The following is a 17,991-nucleotide window of genomic DNA, read 5'->3' as shown; positions in this document are numbered from 1 at the left end:
CCGATGAACGCGGCGCCGCTCTCCTCGCCCCGCCTGCAGCGTGTCCTGGCCGTCCTCAAGGACGGGCAGGAGCACACGACCCGCGCGATCGTGCGGAAAGCGCGGGTGATGGCGGTGAATGCCTGCGTCGCGGAGCTTCGGGCGCATGGCGCCGAGATCGAGTGTTCGCCGCGGATCGTGAAGGGCCAGCGGCGGTTCTACTACCGGATGAAGAAGGGACCCAAGGGATGAAGAAGCCGACGCTCATGCAGATCACCAGCGTCGCGGTGGCCGAGGTCGATGCCCGCCGCAGGCTGCGCCCGGTCTCGGAGGCGGGCGTCGAGAGCCTGCTCGCCTCGATCGCAGAGACGCAGGTCATGAAGGACGCGATCCATGTCCGCAAGCTGAAGGACGGCAAGCTCGTCCTGATCGCCGGGGCACATCGGCTCGAGGCGGCCAAGCGCCTCGGTTGGGAGGAGATCGAGGCCAAGGTCTGGACCGATGTGACCGACGACTGGGCGCAACTGATGGAGATCGACGATAACCTCGCCGGTGCCGAAATGAACGCGCTCGATACGGCCGTATTCCTCGCCGAGCGCCAGCGGCTCGGCTGGCGCCTGAGAAGGAATGGTGGACGGCGGAGGAGATCGCCGAGGCCGGGCTCGCCGATCTGCCCGGCACGAAGCGCGGTGTGAACATCGTCGTTGATCGCGAGAACTGGCGCCAGGACCCGCACCATGCGCGTCGCCGAGAAGGCCGCGGCGGCGGCTGGGAGTATCACTGGAAGCTCTTTCCGAGCCGGGCGCAGAAGCAGCTCCTGGCGACCGTCGCGGCGGCACCGACCGCAGTGGCCGAGGCGGAGCCCCGGATGGAGCGCGACGAGGCCTGGTCGTGGTTCGAGGGTCTGCCCGAGAAGGCGAAAGGCGAGGCGCAACGCCGCCTCCTGATCCTGCAGAAGGTCGAGGCGCTGTCGCCGCCCTTGACCCGCTATCTCGCCGCCCACGACGTGGCGACGCTCGAGGGCGTGAGCGCGCGTTCGATCTGGAACTGGTTCGCGCTGATCGAGGGCGTGCGGCCCGATGACCGGCTGCCCTATCTCGCGCCCCGGCACCGCGCGGCCGAGCGGAAATCGACCAAGACGCGCTGCGACCGCGAGTTCATGGAGGTGCTGAAGTCCGACTTCCTGCGCTCGTCGCGACCGTCCTTCACCAGCTGTCACCGCCGCGCGGTGCGGATCGCCAAGGCGAACGGCTGGCGTCACCTGCCCGAGCGCACGGCGCGGCGGCGGCTCGATGCCGAGGTCTCGATCGAGAGCCAGACGCTGGCGCGCAAGGGGATGGAAGCGCTGAAGCGCCTGCGCCCGACCCAGACCCGCGACAAGACCGCGCTGCATGCGATGGAGGCGGTCAACGCCGACTTCCACAAGTTCGACGTCTTCGTGCGCTGGCCGGCCGAACGTGGCGAGGCCGCGGGCCTCGTCACCCGGCCGCAGATGGTCGCGTTCCAGGACATCCATTCGGGGCGGATCCTCAGCTGGCGCGTCGACCAGACGCCGAACTCCTACGCCGTGCAGCTCGCCGCCGGCGACATGATCGAGAGCTGGGGCATCCCTGAGCATGTGCTCTTCGACAACGGCCGGGAGTTCGCGGCGAAGACGCTGACCGGCGGAACGCCGACGCGGTTCCGCTTCAGGGTGCGCGAGGACGATCTGCCGGGTCTCTTCGTCTCCCTCGGCTGCCAGATCCACTGGGCCACGCCCTATTCAGGCCAGTCGAAGCCGATCGAGCGGGCGTTCCGCGACATGTGCGATGCGATCTCCAAGGATCCGCGCTTCGACGGCGCCTGGACCGGCAACCGGCCGGACGCGAAGCCCGAGGATTACGGCAGCCGGGCGATCGAGCTCGAGGACTTCCTTGCGGTTGTGGCCGAGGGGATCGAGGAGCACAACACCCGCCAGGGCCGCCGCTCCGAGGTCGCCTTCGGGCGCAGCTTCGCCGAGGTCTTCGACGCCTCCTATGCGACCGCGCCGATCCGCAAGGCCACCGAGGCGCAGCGCCGGTTCTGGCTGATGGGCGCCGAGGGGCTCAAGGGCGCGACAGGCTCGGGCCAGATCACGTTCTCCGGCAACAAGTACTGGGCGCCCTGGATGAGCGAGATCGCCGGAGAGCAGGTGATCGCCCGGTTCGACCTCGCCGACCTCTGGGCGGGGCTGCACGTCTATTCCGCCGACAACGAATATCTCGGCCGCGCGCCCTGCATGGAGAAGGTCGGGTTCCAGAACACGGCCGAGGCGCGGGCGCTCGCGAAGGCGCGCCGCGGACTGCAGAAAGCCGATCGGGCTGCGCTCGAAGCGCACCGCAAGTTCAAGGCGGCCGAGCTCGGATCGATGCTCGACGACGCCGCGCCGGCCCCGGCGGAAGAGCCCGCCGCCAAGGTGGTGCGGCCGGTCTTCGGTAAGGGCAAGTCGGCGCCCCCAGCGGAGTCCGTGGTCGCGCCCGAGATCGAGCGCGCCCAGGCCGAGATCGTCGCCGACCTCGCCTCGCGCCGGCCGAAGCCGGTGCCCGAGGAGCCGGCGCGCGAGCGGTTCCGCCGGGCGCTCGAGCTCGAACGCGCCGCCGAGGCCGGCGCGGGCACGATCACGCCCGACCAGTGGCAGTGGCTTCAGGACTACCAGCAGACGCCGGAATACCGCTCGGAGCGGATGCTCTGGGAGGATTTCGGGGACGCGATTTTCGGATGAAGACCGGCCGGCTCGTAGGGACCCGGTCGGAAAAGTGAGCAGTGACGGAGTGAAGTGAAGATGACGGAAGGACTATACGGTAGCGTCGCGCCTCTGAGGAATGTGGCGGCGCTGGTGACCCTGATCGACCGGGTGGACCGGCGCGATCACGGCCTGCCCGGCATGGCCTGTTTCTACGGCTATTCCGGGTTCGGCAAGACGAGCGCCGCGATCTACGCGGCCAACAGGTTCAATGCCTACCATGTCGAGGTCCGGAGCCTCTGGACCGCGAAGAAGTTCCTCGCCGCGATCCTCGGTGAGATCGGTATCAAGGCCCGCGGCTCGGCCGCCGACCTTCTCGAGCAGGTCAGCGAGGAGCTGGCGCGGACGGGCCGGACGCTGATCGTCGACGAGGCCGACCACCTGGTCACGCGCGGCATCGTCGAACTGGTGCGCGACATCTCGGAAAGCTCCGGGGCGCCGGTGATCCTGATCGGCGAGGAGGCGCTGCCGCAGAAGCTGCAGACGTGGGAACGGGTCCATGGCCGCATGCTCGACTGGGTCGCGGCGCAGCCCGGCGATCTCACCGACGTCGGGCATCTCGCGAAGATCTACTGCCGCGGCGTTGAGCTCGACGAGGATCTGCAGCAGTTCCTGCTCGCCCAGTCGCGGCACTCGATCCGCCGGATCTCGATCAACCTCACGCGGGTCAAGGAGTTCGCGGTGACGCGGGGCCTCAAGCGCGTGGCACGAGGGGACTGGGGCAAGGCCGACTTCTTCTCCGGGGAGGCGCCGGCGCCGCGCCGCAAGCTCTCCGTCGTGGCCGAGGCGGCCGGGAGGAAGATTGCGTGACGTACTTCAATGAGAAAAGAGCCGCCGTTCAGCAGGCGGCCTGGGCGAAGGCATCGAGCATGACATCCTTCTGCTACCGCGATCTGTCGCTGGCCCTGTCCATGCACCAGACATGCGTGGGCAAAATGGTCCGGAAATGGGCCGAAGAAGGGCTCATTGAACTCTCGCATGTGGGCGACCGGAAGCGGCGCTACTACCGGGTGATCCAGGGCAAGAAGCCGGCGAACACTGGCACGGTGACTGGCAATCTCTGGCGGGCGATGCGGATGCTGAAGAGCTTCACGCCGCTCGATCTCGCCGCGCATGCGCGGACGCCGGAGGTGGGGGTGGAAGAGCGCTCGGCGCTCGACTACTGCGAGGTTCTGTCCCGGACCGGCTATCTCAAGCTCGAGCGCAAGGCCGACGCGCGACTGCATCGCGCGGCCGTCTATCGGCTGATCCGCAATACCGGGCCGATCCCGCCGCAGCCGCGCCGCGTGACCGCCGTCTATGACGGCAACCTCGCCGAATACGCCCTCGGCAAGGAGGGCGTGGAATGACCCCTCTGGACACGGCCCGCGAGGCCTGGGGCGAGGCGCTGCCGGAATGGATCGAGGCGCTCGCGGTCGAATGCTCGGCGTCGAGCCAGAACAAGGTCGCAGCCCAGCTCGGCCGCTCGGCCTCGCTCGTCAGCCTCGTGCTCCGGGCGAAGTATCCCGGCGACCTCGCCGCGATCGAGGAACTCTTCAACGGGATCTTCCGCGACGCCAGGGTGGACTGCCCTGCTCTGGGCACGATCCCGATGCACGAGTGCCGCCAGTGGCGCGAGAAGGCGCGCAAATTCGTCAACGTCAACGCGCTCCGGGTGCGGATGTACCGCGCCTGTGTGAACTGCAAAAGGAACCGCAAGGAGGTCGCGGATGACAAGCCCGCAGATGACAAACCAGGTGAATGAGGCCCATGCCGAGGCCGACCGGATCGTCGCGGCGATCTGCAGCGGCGAGATCAACGGTGCGGCCGTGATCCTCGCCGCCGAGATGGTCCTCGCCGAGGCGTGCATCGGCCCCGACCGGACGTCGACCTACGCGCAGATCGCCGACAAGATCGAGCACATCGAGGGCCGGCTACGCCTCCGCGCCGAGGCCAGCATCGCCGAGAACGGTTTTTGCCGGGAGGGTCGCCTCGATGCCTGAGCGCAAGTCCGTGCCGGAGATGGAGGCGGTGAGCCCGCAGGTCCATGCCTATTCCGTAGACCTGATCCGAGAGGCGCGTGAGGACAAGGAGTTCCGCGCCGCGCTCTGGACGGCGGCGTTCAACGTCATGGGCCATGCCGCGGCAGAGATGGGCCAGCCGGTCGAGAGGCTCGTCGAGTGCTGGTTGCCGGTCGGCCAGGAGGCGCAGCGCTGCTATCTCAGGAGGCGCGCGCAATGAGCCGCTGGACCGAGGACGAAATGCTGGAGCTCGCGGCGCGCGGCGTCGGCAAGGTCGACCGCGACGGCCTGCGCGGCGCGACGCTGGTCAGCATGGAAGAGATCGCGGCCATGGCCGGGGCGCTTGCCGCGCTCGGCCTGCCAGCCATCCACCCGGGCGCCTACACGCCCCCGAACAAGATCCGCTATACCGAAGGAGAACGGGCATGATGCCTGACGAGACCGCCACCCGCGAATACCGGCCCTATCCGCCCGCGCGCATCCCCACGGGGCGCGTCATGATCGACGACCAGGAGCATATCCTCGGCCCCGATGGGGCGAAGCTGCCGATCGGCACGGTGAAGCCGCAGAACGTGATGGAGGACGAGCTGGTGCGCTCCGAGATGAGCCACGCCGTGGCGCTCTCGGACCAGCTCTCGCGCTTCCTCGCCCACTTCCACGACAACCTCGGCGCCTTCGAAGCGCTCGTCGCCGAACGCTACGGCGCCACCGTGGGCGGCAAGAAGGGCAACAAGACGCTGATGAGCTACGACGGGCTCTTCAAGGTGCAGGTCCAGGTCGCCGACAACATCGTCTTCGGCCCCGAGCTGCAGGTCGCGAAGACGCTGGTCGACGAGTGCCTGACCGACTGGACGGCCTCGGCAGGAGACGAGTTGAAGGCGGTCGTGACGCGGGCCTTCAATACCGACAAGGAAGGCCAGATCAACCGTGCGGCGCTTTACTCGCTCTTGCGGCTGGAGATCTCCGACGAGCGCTGGAAGGCGGCGATGCAGGCAATCCGCGACGCGATGCGGGTCGTGGGCTCGAAGAGCTACGTCCGCTTCTACCGCCGCGATGCGGCCGACGCGCCGTGGGCCGCGGTCACGATCGATCTGGCGAAGGCGTAACCCATGAACATGCCGAACGATCCCCGTCGCTTCGACGTGGCAACGCCCGCCCGCAAATCCGGGGAGGCGGATGACGATCGCCGCCTTCCCTCGGGCTGGTGGCTCCTGCCCGCCATCGCCATCGGCCTCTGGATCTGGATCAAGCTCATTCGCTTCGTCGTGGGCGTCTTCCTTGATCAGTGGTGGGCATGATGGTGGCCTATTCCTTCCAGTCGCGCTTCGTGCCGCTGATCCGCGAGGGTCTGAAGACCCAGACGGTCCGGAGCGCGCGCAAGCGCCACGCCCGACCGGGCGAGCCGATACAACTTTTCCGTGGAATGCGGACACGGCTCTGCGAGAAGATCGTGCCGGATCCGGTCTGCACCGCCATCCTGCCGATCGCCATCAACTTCGCCTCGGCCCGCATCAACCGGATTGAGGTCGGTAGGGTTCCGCTCCTCGATCTCGACGCCTTCGCGGTCGCGGACGGGTTCGAGCATCTCGACGACATGTCGGCCTTCTGGCGCGAGCATCACGGATCGCGGCACTTCGACGGCGTCGTCATCGAATGGACGATGCCGCGCTGCGACGGGAGGTCGTGATGAAGCCTGTCGCGATGCTCGCCGTGCCGCTCTACCGCTCGCGCCCCGCCGATGGCGACAAGGTCTTCGGCGAGGCGGAGGGCACGGTCGGAGACCAGATGGCGGCGATCGAGCTGACCACGCGGGGCCTCTATCTCGGCGTGATCGGTGTTGGTGGCAACGGGCCGAGCTTCGGTGTCGACCTGAACGCGCTGGCGAAGGCCATGGCCGACGCGGCGGAGACCTGGCTCAAATCCAGCGAGGGAAAGTTCTGATGACCAATCGCGCGCTTCAGCGCCAGATCTTCGCGGGCTGCCGCGAGCTCGGTCTCGACACCGACACGCGCCGGGATCTCCAGCTCGTCGCGACCGGCAAGGACAGCCTCTCGGACATGTCCGAGGCGGAGATGCACAAGGTCGTGGCGGCGCTGAAGGAACGCGGCTGGCGGCCCTCGGCCGGGGCCAAGGGGCGGCGGCCGGCCGCGAATCGCGCCGACGTGCGCTTCTGCCATGTCATGTGGCGGCTTCTGCACGAGAAGGGCGCGGTGAAGGCTTCGGGCGCCAAGGGGCTCAACGCCTTCATCCGGGCGCGGTTCGAAAAGAAATGGGGCTCGGTGCCGATCGACATCGACACGATGCAGGACTGGTCGGAGATCGCCGACATCGTCGATGCGCTGAAGGCGATGTGCCTCCGCAACGGGATCGAGGTCCGCCGGTGAAGAAGCCCATCACCCATGTCTCCGACCACGCTATGATCCGCTACTTCGAGCGGGTCCTCGGCATTGACGTCGAGCACCACCGCCGCCTCGTCGGCCGTCGCGTCGACAACGCGGTCGAGCTCGGCGCGAGCGCCGTCACGATCGACGGCTTCCAGTACCGGCTCCAGGAGGGCACGGTGACGACGGTGCTGGAGGCGAGCCGCCCTGACATCCGCACCGGTCGGCAGCGGCGGGAGCGCGACGAGTGAGCCGTCTGCCGGGCATCGCGGGCGAGATCGAGGCCGTCATCGGCCTCGAGCGCACCATGCTGCTTTTGCGACGCCGTGGCGGCACCGAGATCAACATTCCCGTCCGCGCCCGCGGCTCGATGCTCGCCGAGATCATCGGCGTCGACGGAGCGGAGGCGATGATCCGCGCCTTCGGTTCGGCGAAGATCATGCTTCCCTGCGGTCATCTCCGCGGCACCAAGGCGCGCCGCGCCGAGGCCAAGAAGATGCTTCGCGCCGGCGCCTCGATCTCCCAGGTGGCGTTGGCCTGCGACATGCATTCCCGCACCGTGTCGAACTACCGCGCCCAGCTCGAGGCCGAGGCCGGAAGGCGCCAGCTCGACCTGCCCTTTGACAACGACTAGGGCCGTCTGCCACAGTGCCTGAGCCGCGCCCGGCCACTCCCCCTGAAACCTTTCAAGGCTGATCTGCCCCCCGCCGATGGGCGATGGTTCGAGGGCAAATCCCTTGGAGGCGGCAGTGGCCAAAGCAGACAATTTCGACCATGCGTTCCGCTTGGTCATCGGCGAGGAAGGTGCGTATTCGAACGACGCGCGCGACCCCGGCGGCGAGACCAAGTACGGCATCGCCAAGCGTTACCATCCCGACGTCGACATTCCCTCCCTCACCATCGCCGGTGCGAAGGCGATCTACCGGCGCGACTACTGGGACGCGGCCGGCTGTGGCCTGCTCGGCTGGCCGGTCGCCTATGTCTTCTTCGACGCGGTCGTGAACATGGGTTTGAAGACCGCCGTGAAGCTGATGCAGGAGGCGCTCGGCGAGGTCGCCGACGGCGTCATCGGCCCGCGCACCCGCCGCGCCATGCAGCGCCAGGGTGATGATCCCGAGCTTGTCGTCCGCTTCCAGGCGGAGCGGGCGCTCTATTACGCGAGCAGGGCGCATTTCGACACCTACGGGCGCGGCTGGCTGCGCCGGGTGATCCGCGGGGCAATGGCGGCGATCAACCCGGAGGTGGCCTCGTGATGCTCGGCGAGAAGGTCAAGGGCGTGGTGGCGACCGAAATCCAACGAGCGGCGCCCGGAGCGGCCCGCATCGAGCGCAAGTTCTGAAGGAGAACCCCATGGCTCCGGCCCTGACTGCAATCGCCGCCGAGATCGGCGCCCCGCTCGTCAAGAGCATCCTGTCGAAGAAGATCGGTGCGGCCAATGCCGAGCTGGCGGGCCAGGTCATCGGCATGATCGCCCACAAGGCCGGGGTTCACCCCTCCGACGTCGACCGGCTCGCGGCCGAGCAGCCGGAGAAGGTTCGCGAGGCGGTGCTTGCGGTCGAGGCCGACGCGCCCGAGCTGCTCGACCTCTGGTCGGCCGAGCTCGTCGCGCGCCAGGCTTTGTTCGTGGCGGAAGCTTCCGAGCCCCTCTGGGTGCGTGCCTGGCGCCCGCTCGGCATGTACGGGCTCGGGTTCCTGTGGCTCTGGAACCTCGTCCTGCTGCATGTCGCCAACGCCTACTGGAAGATCGCCCTGCCGCCCACCGATCTCGCGGTGCTGATGCAGATCAGCGCGCTCTACATGTCGCTCTACATGGGCGGTCACACGCTGAAGGACATGGTGTCCAAGTGGAAGGGTCGCGTCTGATGGGGGCGGAGGTCCTGAACATCTCGCCCGTCATCGTCTGGGTGGTCGCGCTGTCGCAGCTCCTGACCTTCGGGCTCACGGTCTGGAACCTGATGGCCTCGGGGAGCCGCGCGAATACCAGGGAGATCGAAAAAAACCGAGCGCGTCTCGACGGGCACGAGGCGCGCCTCAGCTCTGTCGAGCAGACCCTGAGCGGCATGCCGGGCAGAGAGGACGTTCACAAGATGCAGGTCGCGATCGCCGAGATGGGCGGCTACCTCCGCGAGATGCGCGCCGAGATGCGAGGGAGCAGCGAGATCATCAAGCGGATCGAGATCGCCGTCGACCGCCACGAAAACCACCTGCTTGACGGAGCCAAGCGATGACCGACTACGCCGACACGATCCGCCAGCACCGCCGCCTGGCAATCCTGCGCCATCTCGAGGCCGTGCCCGACTAACCGCGATCATCGACGCGGACGCGCACATGACCTACGCCGAGCCCTTCGTCGGAATGGGCGGCATCTTCCTGCGGCGGACCCGACGTCCGCGCGCCGAGGTCATCAACGACCGCGGCCGCGACGTCGCCAACCTCTTCCGCATCCTGCAGCGCCACTATCCCCAGTTCCTCGAGACGCTGCGCTTCCAGCTGACCACGCGGGCCGAGTTCGAGCGCCTGGTGGCGACCGATCCCGATACCCTGACCGATCTCGAGCGGGCAGGGCGCTTCCTCTACCTCCAGCGCACTGCCTTTGGCGGCAAGGTCTCGGGCCGGAACTTCGGCGTCTCCCGCGACCGCCCCGGCCGCTTCAACCTCACGACGCTGGAGCCCATGCTCGAGGATCTTCACAGCCGCCTCGCCGGCGTCGTCATCGAGTGCCTCGACTACCAGGACTTTCTCCGCCGCTACGACGGGCCGGGCACGTTCTTCTACCTCGATCCGCCCTACTGGGGCTGCGAGACCGATTACGGCAAGGCGCTCTTTGCGCGGGAGGATTTCGCGCGGCTGGCCGAGCTGCTCGCCGGGCTGAAAGGACGCTTTCTCATGTCGATCAACGACGTGCCGGAGATCCGCGAGATCTTCGGGCGGTTCTCGATCCGGCCGGTGGAAACGACCTACACCGTGGGCGATGGCGCGCGGCCGGCAGCCGAACTGTTAATCGGATCGCGACATTCTAGCGCCTCAACATGAGATCAACGCCGCGAATTTCCCGTGTATCTTGCCACCCAAAGGCGATTCGCCGTGATCTCGTGACCGAAGGAGGATTGGGTGTTAAGGAGTTTGAGGGTCGAGCATGTCGCTGTGCATGAAGTGTTTCAACGCGGCGCTGACCGGCGGATCGCGCCGCCGGTCTACGCGACCAAGCTCGAGACCTTGTCGGTAGAAGCGCTCGACGCGTTTCGGCTCCGGATTACTGAGGCTCTCAACGCTAAGTCGAAATGCATCGAAATGGCTATCAGACGCCATGGGCCCGGCACTTTCCAAGGCGATGTGGAGCAGCTTGTCGGAGCGTCGGCGGCGGAGTTTCTTGAACGATCGAGGGTGATCCCGGATCGCCTTACCGAAGCGCAGACCACTCAGAATATCCCTGGCGGTATGGTGATCGTGTTCAGCGGAACGACCGGCCCCCTGTCGAGCCCGTTTGTCGGTGTCATCAAGGCTGAAGTGCAGGACGGCTTTCGACGGAGGAAGGACGGCGCCGCGATCATCACCGAGTTCGTGAATGATCTGTTCCTTACCAAAGCAACGAGGTTCTACAAGATCGGGTTCATGGTACGGTCTGACCCTACAAAGCCTTCCCCTGACGGCTGGCTGGCCTTGGTCTTCGACCACAAAATCGCCGCCAGCGATCGCGAGGCCGCGGCTCTCTACTTCTACGAGACGTTCTTGGGCTGCAGCTTCAAGGCGGACGCCGCCTATGAGACCGCAAGGTTCTTCAACCTTACGCGAGATTTCATCACGAAATCGGTAACCGATCGGGACAAGCGGCACGATCTCACCGATGCGCTTTACACCTTCGTGAAAACGGACAAGGCCCCAACCTTCACGGTCCACGAGTTCACGGACCGATATGTGCCTGAAGAGCTCCAAGACAACTATGCCAAGTTCATGAAGGGAAAGCAGTTTCCCGATCGGGCGGTGCAGCGGGACACCGCCGAACTGACGAGCCGTCTGAAGCGGCGGCGATTCAAATATGGCACAGACATTGAGTTTTCGGCGTCGCCCGAAGCAATTGCCCAGGGCCGTGCTACCATCGGTACACAGGCGGTGGCGAACCCGGAGACCGGCCAAGCCGACGCTGTCACTGTGATCACCATCCTTGACCAGTTCGTGAAAGAGGTATGACGAAGCGGGATCAAGATTTCCTGGCTCGATGGCACACGGAGCGACCCGACTATGAACGTTGGGGTCGCTACGTCGTCGACCGCTTGAAAGAAAGGCTTGCGCAGGAACTCGGTCCGAAGGCCGCCAAGGGCTTTTTGAGGTTGCCGGTTGAACCCCGGCTGAAGGATGACGTTTCGCTGCTCCAAAAGGCGTTCTACCGAGGGAAGGGTTATGAGGAAAAAGGGCACGCGGATCCATTCGATGCGATTGAAGACAAGGTCGGCGTTCGGTTTGTTGTACTGCTCGCTGCCCATGTGAACGTTGTCGGCCGATTGGTTCGAGAAGAAGAAGCGGCTTGGAACTCAGTCAAGGCGCGTGACCACGAAGAGGAAATCGAGGCGAAACCCTACGAGTTTGGCTACCAGTCTCTGCACTATGTCGTTCGGTCGAAGCCGGGTATCGAGGTGGATGGGAAGCCAATCCCAGCCGACCTTCCCTGCGAAATCCAGATCCGAACCCTGCTCCAGCATGCGTACAGCGAGATCACACATGATACGCTGTACAAGCCCTCCATCACGGCCACTCCGAAGATGAAGCGGGCCGCCGCTAAGAGCATGGCTCTGATTGAGGCCACAAGCGATTACTTCAGCGCGCTCGACGAGCTGATCGCACAAGAGGTGCAGCCTCTCACCGATCTCGATGCCTTCTTGTCAGCGCGATATGCGGAACTAGTCGGTGTGCCCGCGATGGACTCTGAAACGCCGTTGAATCAATTGATCCTAGACCACTATGGGCGCTTTCACGCCTCAACGACGGAGGCGCTCGAGCCTTGGCTGGCGGGGAACAAGTTCATTGGTGAACGTATTGCCGAGCGCCGAAGTGCGCGCAGTGTATTCCGACTGCCGAGCATCCTGCTCGTCTACTTCTATGCCGATAACGAGCCATACCGTGCGAAGAAAGACAGCCCCCTGCCTGACAGTGAGCTTGAGCTGATCTACGGTGATGTCGGACAGTCTCTCGAGGGCTAGTTCTTGAGCGCGGAGCACCCCCAAACCGTTTAAACCCCCGTTTAAGGCCGTTTCAAACTGCCGGCGGGACCGGTGACCGGCGCGTCTTCGAAGCGCCTCTTGCAACCGGCGGTCGCGCCGGCTACCGCATCTAGGCCCGAAAACCCGCTCTGTTGCAGATATCTCTGTCAAACACTGCAAATGTTCGTGTCACGCTACACTATCCACAAGATTTAGACGGTCATCCGGAAATACTTCTTTACAGATGGTGTATTCGGAGACACCATATCTTGCAGGGTCGGGCGTCAAATGCACCGAACCTAGAGGCGGGCACCTAGTCCTTGCGGGCTGCCACCCAGCAGGGTCACAAAAGAAGAGGCCGGGCATGTCGCTTTCCGAGACGTATCTCTCCACCGAGGACCTGCATCCGATCGATATCGTCGAAACCATCGCCGAGCATCACGACTGGGATTTCGACCGGGTGACCGACGATCAGATCGCCATGGCGGTCGAAGGGCAGTGGCGGACCTATTCCATCACGCTGGCCTGGTCGGGCTATGACGAGACACTGCGCCTGATCTGCACTTTCGAGATGGATCCGCCCGACGAGGCACTTCCGGCGCTCTACGAGGCGCTGAACCGTACCAATGACATGGTCTGGTCCGGCGCCTTCACCTACTGGCGCGAGCAGCGGCTGATGGTGTGGCGCTACGGTCTGTGCCTCGCCGGCGGTCAGATCGCCGGTCCCGAGCAGATCGACCGCATGATCAACGAGGCGGTCAGTTCCGCGGAACGTTTCTATCCGGCATTTCAGCTCACTTGTTGGGGCGGTGAGAGCCCCGAACGCGCGATGGAAGTCGCCATCGCCCAGGCCTACGGGCGGGCCTGAGGGGGCATTTGGCGGCCGGGGGTTTCCCTCGGCCGCCGGATCGCTAATCTGCCTCCGCAGCTTCGGAGGTGATCATGGACATGAGCGAGGTGAGCCGCAGGGGGCTGGTGCTCTTGGGATGCGGCAAGATGGGCTCGGCGATGCTCGAGGGGTGGCTCAAGGGCGGGCTGCCTGCAGCGAGCGTCTGGGTGAGCGATCCCTATCCGTCGGACTGGCTGAAGGGGCAGGGGGTCAACCTCAACGCGGCCCTGCCGGAGGCGCCGGCCATCGTGCTTGTCGCGGTGAAGCCGCAGATGATGGCCGAGGCGCTGCCGGGGCTCGCGCGGATGGGGGGCGGGCGGAGGCTGTTTCTGTCGGTCGCTGCGGGAACCACCATCGCCTATTACGAAAGCGTGCTTGGCGCGGAGACGCCGATCGTGCGCGCGATGCCGAACACGCCGGCCGCGATCGGCCGCGGCATCACCGCGATCACCGGCAATGCCCGCGCCACAGCGGCGCATCTCGACTTGGCCGAGGTGCTTCTGTCGGCGGTGGGGCAGGTGGTTCGGATCGAGGGCGAGCATCAGATGGACGCGGTGACGGCGGTATCGGGATCAGGCCCGGCCTATGTCTTCCACCTCATCGAGACACTCGCGGCGGCGGGTGTGGCGGAGGGCCTGCCGGCCGATCTCGCGATGCGGCTCGCAAAGGCGACCGTTGCCGGGGCCGGAGCGCTCGCCGAAGCGTCGGAGGAGCAGCCCGATCAGCTCCGGGTGAACGTCACCTCGCCCGGCGGGACCACGGCGGCGGCGCTCAAGGTGCTGATGGACGAGGCGCGCGGATTCCCGGCGCTGCTGAGGGAGGCGGTTCACGCGGCGGCTGAACGGGGGCGGGAACTCGGGCGATGACGATCGGATTTGACGATTTCCTGAAGGTCGATATCCGGGTCGGGCGGATCACCCGCGCCGAGCCCTTTCCCGAGGCACGCAAGCCGGCTTTCAAGCTCTGGGTCGATCTCGGACCCGAGATCGGCGAGAAACGGTCTTCGGCGCAGATCACCCGGCATTACCGGCCGGAGGAACTGGTGGGCCGGCAGGTGCTGGCTGTGGTGAACTTCCCGCCGCGCCAGATCGGCCCGGTGATGTCGGAGGTGCTGGTGCTCGGCGTGCCGGATGCGGATGGCGAGGTCGTTCTGATCGGGCCCGGGCAAGAGGTGCCGGTAGGCGGGCGGCTCTACTGATTTCGGCCTCGGATGCGCCTTGGCCGACCCGCCGGGGGACGTCCCGTCCCCCGGACCCCCTGGGGAGTATTTTTGAACAGAAAGTGAGAACAGCCCGCCCCGGAACCGGGACGGGCTGCACTTCCTGTCGCGGTCATCGGCCCTCCGGCCTGTACCGCGAATCCCACGATCGCAGGGCGGGGTTAAGGAAAGTCTAACCGTGCTTGCCGGACGCGGACCGGTTTGGTCGCGGTCCCCTGACCCGAGTGCCCGCGCCCTTGGCGCGGGCACGAGACATCTCGTGGCGCCGCAAGGCGCCTCCGCAGGATCAGGCGGATAGGTTGTCGGGCCGGTCGCCGATTTCGTCCCGCCAGTGCCGCCGGCAGAGCGAGACATAGGTCTCGTTCCCGCCGATCTGAACCTGGGCGCCGTCGCGCAGCGCCCGTCCGTCGGGCCCGCGCCGCACCACCATGGTCGCCTTCCGGCCGCAGTGGCAGATCGTGCGCACTTCGCGCATCTCGTCGGCGAGGGCTAGGAGTGCGGCCGAGCCCGGGAACAGCTCGCCGCGGAAATCGACCCTGAGGCCGTAGGCCATGACCGGAACGCCGAGGTCGTCGACCGACCGGGCGAGTTGCCAGACCTGTTCGCGGGTGAGGAACTGCGCCTCGTCGAGGAAGACGCAGGCGACCGGGCCCTCGGTGCGCCGTCGCTCGATCGCGGCGAAGAGGTCTGTGTAGGCATCGAAGATGTCGGCCGTCTCGGCGATGCCGATCCGGCTTGCGATCCGCCCGGCGCCTGCCCGGTCATCGAGTTTGGCGGTCAGGAGATAGGTCGCCATCCCCCGTTCGCGGTAATTGTGCGATGCCTGCAGCAGCAGCGTCGACTTGCCGGCATTCATCGTCGAGTAGTGGAAATAGAGCTTCGCCATGGGACCTGTTTGCGCTGGGGGCAATGGCGCTTCAAGCCGGCCGGAGGCGACTCCGGCCGGCCTGTCGCGTCCCGATCATGCGGCCTTGGTGCGCCGCGGCCGCCGCGACGGGCGCCGGGCCGGGCGTTTGGTCGCCTCGTCGGGCCGGTGCGGCTGGCCATGCGACGCGCCGCGGTTCTGCCGGTTGCCCTGCTTCGCCTTGGCGGCTTTCGCGGCGGCGTTGGCCTCCGCGCCGGAGGGCGGCTCGCCGCCGATGACCGGCAGCGCAACCTTGGTCAGCTTCTCGATCGCCTTAAGCTCGCCGAACTCCGCCGGGGCGCAGAAGGCGACCGCGCGACCATCGCGGCCGGCGCGGGCGGTGCGGCCGATCCGGTGGACGTAGTTCTCCGGCACATTCGGCAGGTCGTAGTTGTAGACGTGGCGGACATCCGGAATGTCGATCCCGCGCGCCGCGACATCAGTGGCGACCAGCACCTTCAGCTCGCCTGAGCGGAACGCCTGCAGCGTACGCTCGCGCTGGCCCTGGCTCTTGTTGCCGTGGATCGCGCCGGCCTTGAACCCCCAGGTGTCGAGGAGCTTCATCAGCTTGTCCGAGCCGTGCTTGGTGCGGCCGAAGACGAGCGCCAGTTCGTCGGGATGCCTGGCGAGGTAGTCGGCGAGGAGCTTCGCCTTGTCGCCCTGGTTGACGAAATGCACCGCCTGCTCGATCTTCTCGGCGGCCTTGCCCGGGGGCGAGACCTGCACGCGCGCGGGCTCCTTCAGATAGGAGGTCGCGAGTTCTTCGATCTGCTTCGGCATCGTGGCCGAGAACAGCAGTGTCTGGCGCTTGAAGGGAAGGAGGCGGGCGATCTGGCGCAGCGCGTGGATGAAGCCTATGTCGAGCATCTGGTCGGCCTCGTCGAGGACGAGGTAGAGCACTTCGTTCAACGTCAGCGCCTTGCGGTCGAGAAGGTCGATCAGCCGGCCCGGCGTGGCGACAAGGATGTCGACGCCGCGCGCGAGCCGCTCGGACTGGGCGTTGAGCGAAGCGCCGCCGACGACGCGGAAGGTCCGGAGCGGCGTGCCTTGCGAGAAGTTCTGGATGTTCTCGGCGATCTGGGTCGCGAGCTCGCGGGTGGGGGCGAGGACGAGGGCGCGGCAGCTCTTCGGATTCGGCCGGCGGCCGATCTCGAGCAGCTTCGTCACCATCGGCAGGCCGAAGGCGGCGGTCTTGCCGGTGCCGGTCTGGGCGAGGCCCATGAGATCGCGGCCCGCCATGATTTCGGGGATGCCCTGGGCTTGGATCGGCGTCGGCGTGGTCAGGCCGAGGCCGGGAAGGTTCATGAGGACGCGCGGGGCGATCCCGAGGTTTTCGAAAGTCGTCAAGTCTGTGTCTTTCATTGGGGCGCGCAGTGTCGCGGCCCGCAAACAGGGTAAGCGCCGGACCCATGGGGGTTCGGTGCGGCATCGTCGGGGCGCGGCTCGCAACGGAACCGCAGGACCCCTGGCGTGACATGGGAACCGGTATCCGGGCCTATGTCCCTTCGCGGAAGCGGGGAACGGCTGCTCACGCGGCAGCGGGCCTTGGATCGCGGCGCAATGAGGCTTTTACGGCGCCAAGTCAAGCGCCAAGTCCTGCGAGGCCCCGCGGACATTGCGCTGGCTTCGGTCCTTCGCGTAGATGACGGCACGCGTTCGCGTTCGCGGCGAAGCGGTGCGGGATAGGGAGACCTGCGGTGCGTATGAACCTTGCGGCCATCGCGTCATTCATGCTCGTTGTTGGAGCGCCGCTGCCCGGATTGGCCGAGCCTCGGGACTGCGAGGCCAACATCAATGGCGAGAATGTCACCATTCTCTACGACCGCGACCTCGACAGCTACTCCTCGATGCGCGAGCGGCACCTGACACGCCGCAAGACCTGTCCGGGCGCCGTCGTCATCTCACACATGATGCCGGGACTAAACGAGGAGCAGCGCAGCCTCTTCTGCGCGGTCTACGACGAGGACGCAGAGTATTACCGTGCGCCCGCGAAGGGGGAGCGCGACGCCTATGGCCGCTGCAAGCGCCCCTCGGCGGCCTGCCGGCTCGTCAATGCGACCAAGGAAGAGGCGCTGGCGGTCGCGGAACTCGGACTGGACGCCGCCGGTGCAGGGCTGACTGCGGCGCGCGACACCTCCGGTGCGCTCATCCTGAGCGGCAAGGCGGGTGCGCTGGCCGGTCTTCTGGAGACCGCGGGTGCCAGCGCCGCCGCGGCACTTAGCGCGCCGGGCGTCCTGGCCGGCGCGGCTGTCAGCGTCGTTGCGGTCGGCGGCGCCGTCTATCTCTGCGCGGACTGAGGCGGTCGCAGCGCCCCGGCGCTATCCCCACCGGCTATCGAGCAAGCTGACGCGGAGCGTCGGGTGCGCTTCACTGACCTTTCATCGCCGTCCTGTCCGGATTCGCCGCCTTGGCTGACGATTCTGAAGTCAGGACACCCGAACCAGCAACCGAAACGCCGGTCTCGGCGGAGTATTTCAAAATAAATGTGTTGTATTTCATATGCTTAATAACATTTCATCGGGCTGTCACGAAAACTTCGAAAAAACCGCTTGCGGAGATTGGTGGTGATCCGTAAATACCCCCTCACCGAAGCGGGACAGACTGCTGCGGGGGACGGAACGGCGGCGACGCCGGGAAGTTGAGACGGAAAAACGAGTGACATG

At 66.3% G+C, this 17,991-nt stretch carries 29 protein-coding genes; 26 read left to right on the top strand and 3 right to left on the bottom strand.

Features of this window, described 5'->3' with window-relative positions; genetic code table 11:
* The first annotated feature begins 3 nt into the window (after window positions 1-3).
* The 25 genes from OEZ60_RS20550 to OEZ60_RS20430 all read left to right on the top strand — a co-directional run bounded on the left by OEZ60_RS20550 (window position 4) and on the right by OEZ60_RS20430 (window position 14,403).
* Complete coding sequence (locus OEZ60_RS20550) at window positions 4-231, top strand: hypothetical protein (protein ID WP_263340420.1); 228 nt, start codon at window positions 4-6, stop codon at window positions 229-231.
* Complete coding sequence (locus OEZ60_RS20545) at window positions 228-674, top strand: ParB N-terminal domain-containing protein (protein ID WP_263340418.1); 447 nt, start codon at window positions 228-230, stop codon at window positions 672-674. Before OEZ60_RS20550 ends, OEZ60_RS20545 begins: the two co-directional genes overlap by 4 nt.
* Window positions 671-2,719, top strand: a complete 2,049-nt coding sequence (locus OEZ60_RS20540; RefSeq protein WP_263340416.1) for a transposase domain-containing protein — start codon at window positions 671-673, stop codon at window positions 2,717-2,719. Before OEZ60_RS20545 ends, OEZ60_RS20540 begins: the two co-directional genes overlap by 4 nt.
* Before the next feature lie 60 nt (window positions 2,720-2,779).
* Complete coding sequence (locus OEZ60_RS20535) at window positions 2,780-3,550, top strand: AAA family ATPase (RefSeq protein WP_263340413.1); 771 nt, start codon at window positions 2,780-2,782, stop codon at window positions 3,548-3,550.
* Between the two features lie 59 nt (window positions 3,551-3,609).
* Window positions 3,610-4,089, top strand: a complete 480-nt coding sequence (locus OEZ60_RS20530; RefSeq protein ID WP_263340411.1) for a hypothetical protein — start codon at window positions 3,610-3,612, stop codon at window positions 4,087-4,089.
* Window positions 4,086-4,484: a DEAD/DEAH box helicase family protein gene (locus tag OEZ60_RS20525; RefSeq protein WP_263340408.1), complete on the top strand. Its 399-nt coding sequence runs from the start codon at window positions 4,086-4,088 to the stop codon at window positions 4,482-4,484. The genes OEZ60_RS20530 and OEZ60_RS20525 overlap by 4 nt, the downstream gene beginning before the upstream one ends.
* On the top strand, window positions 4,465-4,722 hold the full coding sequence (locus OEZ60_RS20520) for a hypothetical protein (RefSeq protein WP_263340406.1): 258 nt from the start codon (window positions 4,465-4,467) through the stop codon (window positions 4,720-4,722). The genes OEZ60_RS20525 and OEZ60_RS20520 overlap by 20 nt, the downstream gene beginning before the upstream one ends.
* The gene (locus OEZ60_RS20515; RefSeq protein WP_263340403.1) at window positions 4,715-4,960 is read left to right on the top strand and encodes a hypothetical protein; all 246 of its coding nucleotides are present in this window, start codon (window positions 4,715-4,717) and stop codon (window positions 4,958-4,960) included. The genes OEZ60_RS20520 and OEZ60_RS20515 overlap by 8 nt, the downstream gene beginning before the upstream one ends.
* Window positions 4,957-5,169, top strand: a complete 213-nt coding sequence (locus OEZ60_RS20510) for a hypothetical protein (protein WP_263340400.1) — start codon at window positions 4,957-4,959, stop codon at window positions 5,167-5,169. Before OEZ60_RS20515 ends, OEZ60_RS20510 begins: the two co-directional genes overlap by 4 nt.
* Window positions 5,169-5,846: a DUF3164 family protein gene (locus tag OEZ60_RS20505; RefSeq protein ID WP_263340398.1), complete on the top strand. Its 678-nt coding sequence runs from the start codon at window positions 5,169-5,171 to the stop codon at window positions 5,844-5,846. The genes OEZ60_RS20510 and OEZ60_RS20505 overlap by 1 nt, the downstream gene beginning before the upstream one ends.
* 3 nt (window positions 5,847-5,849) lie before the next feature.
* On the top strand, window positions 5,850-6,038 hold the full coding sequence (locus tag OEZ60_RS20500; RefSeq protein ID WP_263340396.1) for a hypothetical protein: 189 nt from the start codon (window positions 5,850-5,852) through the stop codon (window positions 6,036-6,038).
* Window positions 6,029-6,427: an ASCH domain-containing protein gene (locus OEZ60_RS20495; protein ID WP_263340394.1), complete on the top strand. Its 399-nt coding sequence runs from the start codon at window positions 6,029-6,031 to the stop codon at window positions 6,425-6,427. Before OEZ60_RS20500 ends, OEZ60_RS20495 begins: the two co-directional genes overlap by 10 nt.
* Complete coding sequence (locus tag OEZ60_RS20490; protein ID WP_263340392.1) at window positions 6,427-6,681, top strand: hypothetical protein; 255 nt, start codon at window positions 6,427-6,429, stop codon at window positions 6,679-6,681. Before OEZ60_RS20495 ends, OEZ60_RS20490 begins: the two co-directional genes overlap by 1 nt.
* A complete protein-coding gene (locus tag OEZ60_RS20485) occupies window positions 6,681-7,124 on the top strand; it encodes a regulatory protein GemA (RefSeq protein WP_263340389.1) in 444 nt (147 codons plus the stop codon). The genes OEZ60_RS20490 and OEZ60_RS20485 overlap by 1 nt, the downstream gene beginning before the upstream one ends.
* Entirely contained in the window at window positions 7,121-7,372 is a 252-nt protein-coding gene (locus tag OEZ60_RS20480) for a hypothetical protein (protein WP_263340387.1), read from the top strand. The genes OEZ60_RS20485 and OEZ60_RS20480 overlap by 4 nt, the downstream gene beginning before the upstream one ends.
* Window positions 7,369-7,755, top strand: coding sequence for a helix-turn-helix domain-containing protein (locus OEZ60_RS20475; RefSeq protein ID WP_263340385.1), 387 nt, complete (start codon window positions 7,369-7,371; stop codon window positions 7,753-7,755). The genes OEZ60_RS20480 and OEZ60_RS20475 overlap by 4 nt, the downstream gene beginning before the upstream one ends.
* Before the next feature lie 115 nt (window positions 7,756-7,870).
* Window positions 7,871-8,374 (top strand): glycoside hydrolase family 108 protein, encoded by a 504-nt coding sequence (locus OEZ60_RS20470; protein WP_263340383.1) that lies wholly within the window; start codon window positions 7,871-7,873, stop codon window positions 8,372-8,374.
* A gap of 97 nt (window positions 8,375-8,471) precedes the next feature.
* Window positions 8,472-8,984, top strand: coding sequence for a hypothetical protein (locus tag OEZ60_RS20465; protein WP_263340382.1), 513 nt, complete (start codon window positions 8,472-8,474; stop codon window positions 8,982-8,984).
* Entirely contained in the window at window positions 8,984-9,349 is a 366-nt protein-coding gene (locus tag OEZ60_RS20460; protein WP_263340378.1) for a DUF2730 domain-containing protein, read from the top strand. Before OEZ60_RS20465 ends, OEZ60_RS20460 begins: the two co-directional genes overlap by 1 nt.
* A gap of 79 nt (window positions 9,350-9,428) precedes the next feature.
* The gene (locus tag OEZ60_RS20455) at window positions 9,429-10,154 is read left to right on the top strand and encodes a DNA adenine methylase (RefSeq protein WP_263340458.1); all 726 of its coding nucleotides are present in this window, start codon (window positions 9,429-9,431) and stop codon (window positions 10,152-10,154) included.
* A gap of 78 nt (window positions 10,155-10,232) precedes the next feature.
* A complete protein-coding gene (locus OEZ60_RS20450; RefSeq protein WP_263340376.1) occupies window positions 10,233-11,309 on the top strand; it encodes a nucleoid-associated protein in 1,077 nt (358 codons plus the stop codon).
* Window positions 11,306-12,316: a GTP pyrophosphokinase gene (locus tag OEZ60_RS20445; protein WP_263340373.1), complete on the top strand. Its 1,011-nt coding sequence runs from the start codon at window positions 11,306-11,308 to the stop codon at window positions 12,314-12,316. The genes OEZ60_RS20450 and OEZ60_RS20445 overlap by 4 nt, the downstream gene beginning before the upstream one ends.
* Before the next feature lie 364 nt (window positions 12,317-12,680).
* Window positions 12,681-13,184, top strand: a complete 504-nt coding sequence (locus OEZ60_RS20440) for a type III secretion system chaperone family protein (protein WP_263340370.1) — start codon at window positions 12,681-12,683, stop codon at window positions 13,182-13,184.
* 74 nt (window positions 13,185-13,258) lie between these two features.
* Window positions 13,259-14,071, top strand: a complete 813-nt coding sequence (gene proC / locus OEZ60_RS20435) for a pyrroline-5-carboxylate reductase (protein WP_263340367.1) — start codon at window positions 13,259-13,261, stop codon at window positions 14,069-14,071.
* A complete protein-coding gene (locus OEZ60_RS20430) occupies window positions 14,068-14,403 on the top strand; it encodes a tRNA-binding protein (RefSeq protein WP_263340364.1) in 336 nt (111 codons plus the stop codon). The genes proC and OEZ60_RS20430 overlap by 4 nt, the downstream gene beginning before the upstream one ends.
* A 307-nt stretch (window positions 14,404-14,710) precedes the next feature.
* On the opposite strand, the gene OEZ60_RS20425 is transcribed toward OEZ60_RS20430, so the two are convergent.
* Both OEZ60_RS20425 and OEZ60_RS20420 read right to left on the bottom strand, forming a co-directional pair.
* Entirely contained in the window at window positions 14,711-15,310 is a 600-nt protein-coding gene (locus tag OEZ60_RS20425; RefSeq protein ID WP_263340362.1) for a thymidine kinase, read from the bottom strand.
* A 75-nt stretch (window positions 15,311-15,385) separates the two neighbouring features.
* The gene (locus tag OEZ60_RS20420) at window positions 15,386-16,675 is read right to left on the bottom strand and encodes a DEAD/DEAH box helicase (protein WP_411709828.1); all 1,290 of its coding nucleotides are present in this window, start codon (window positions 16,673-16,675) and stop codon (window positions 15,386-15,388) included.
* Between the two features lie 350 nt (window positions 16,676-17,025).
* Between OEZ60_RS20420 and OEZ60_RS20415 the strand changes: the two genes are divergently transcribed.
* The gene (locus OEZ60_RS20415) at window positions 17,026-17,625 is read left to right on the top strand and encodes a hypothetical protein (protein WP_263340360.1); all 600 of its coding nucleotides are present in this window, start codon (window positions 17,026-17,028) and stop codon (window positions 17,623-17,625) included.
* A 70-nt stretch (window positions 17,626-17,695) separates the two neighbouring features.
* Here OEZ60_RS20415 and OEZ60_RS20410 read toward each other — a convergent pair whose 3' ends face one another.
* Complete coding sequence (locus OEZ60_RS20410; protein WP_263340357.1) at window positions 17,696-17,827, bottom strand: hypothetical protein; 132 nt, start codon at window positions 17,825-17,827, stop codon at window positions 17,696-17,698.
* Window positions 17,828-17,991: the final 164 nt, after the last annotated feature.

It is taken from the genome of Albidovulum salinarum (genome assembly GCF_025673475.1).
Classification (GTDB): Bacteria; Pseudomonadota; Alphaproteobacteria; order Rhodobacterales; family Rhodobacteraceae; genus Albidovulum; species Albidovulum salinarum.
The sequence above is the reverse complement of the archived record's forward strand: the minus strand, read 5'-3'. Positions and strand labels throughout refer to the sequence as shown.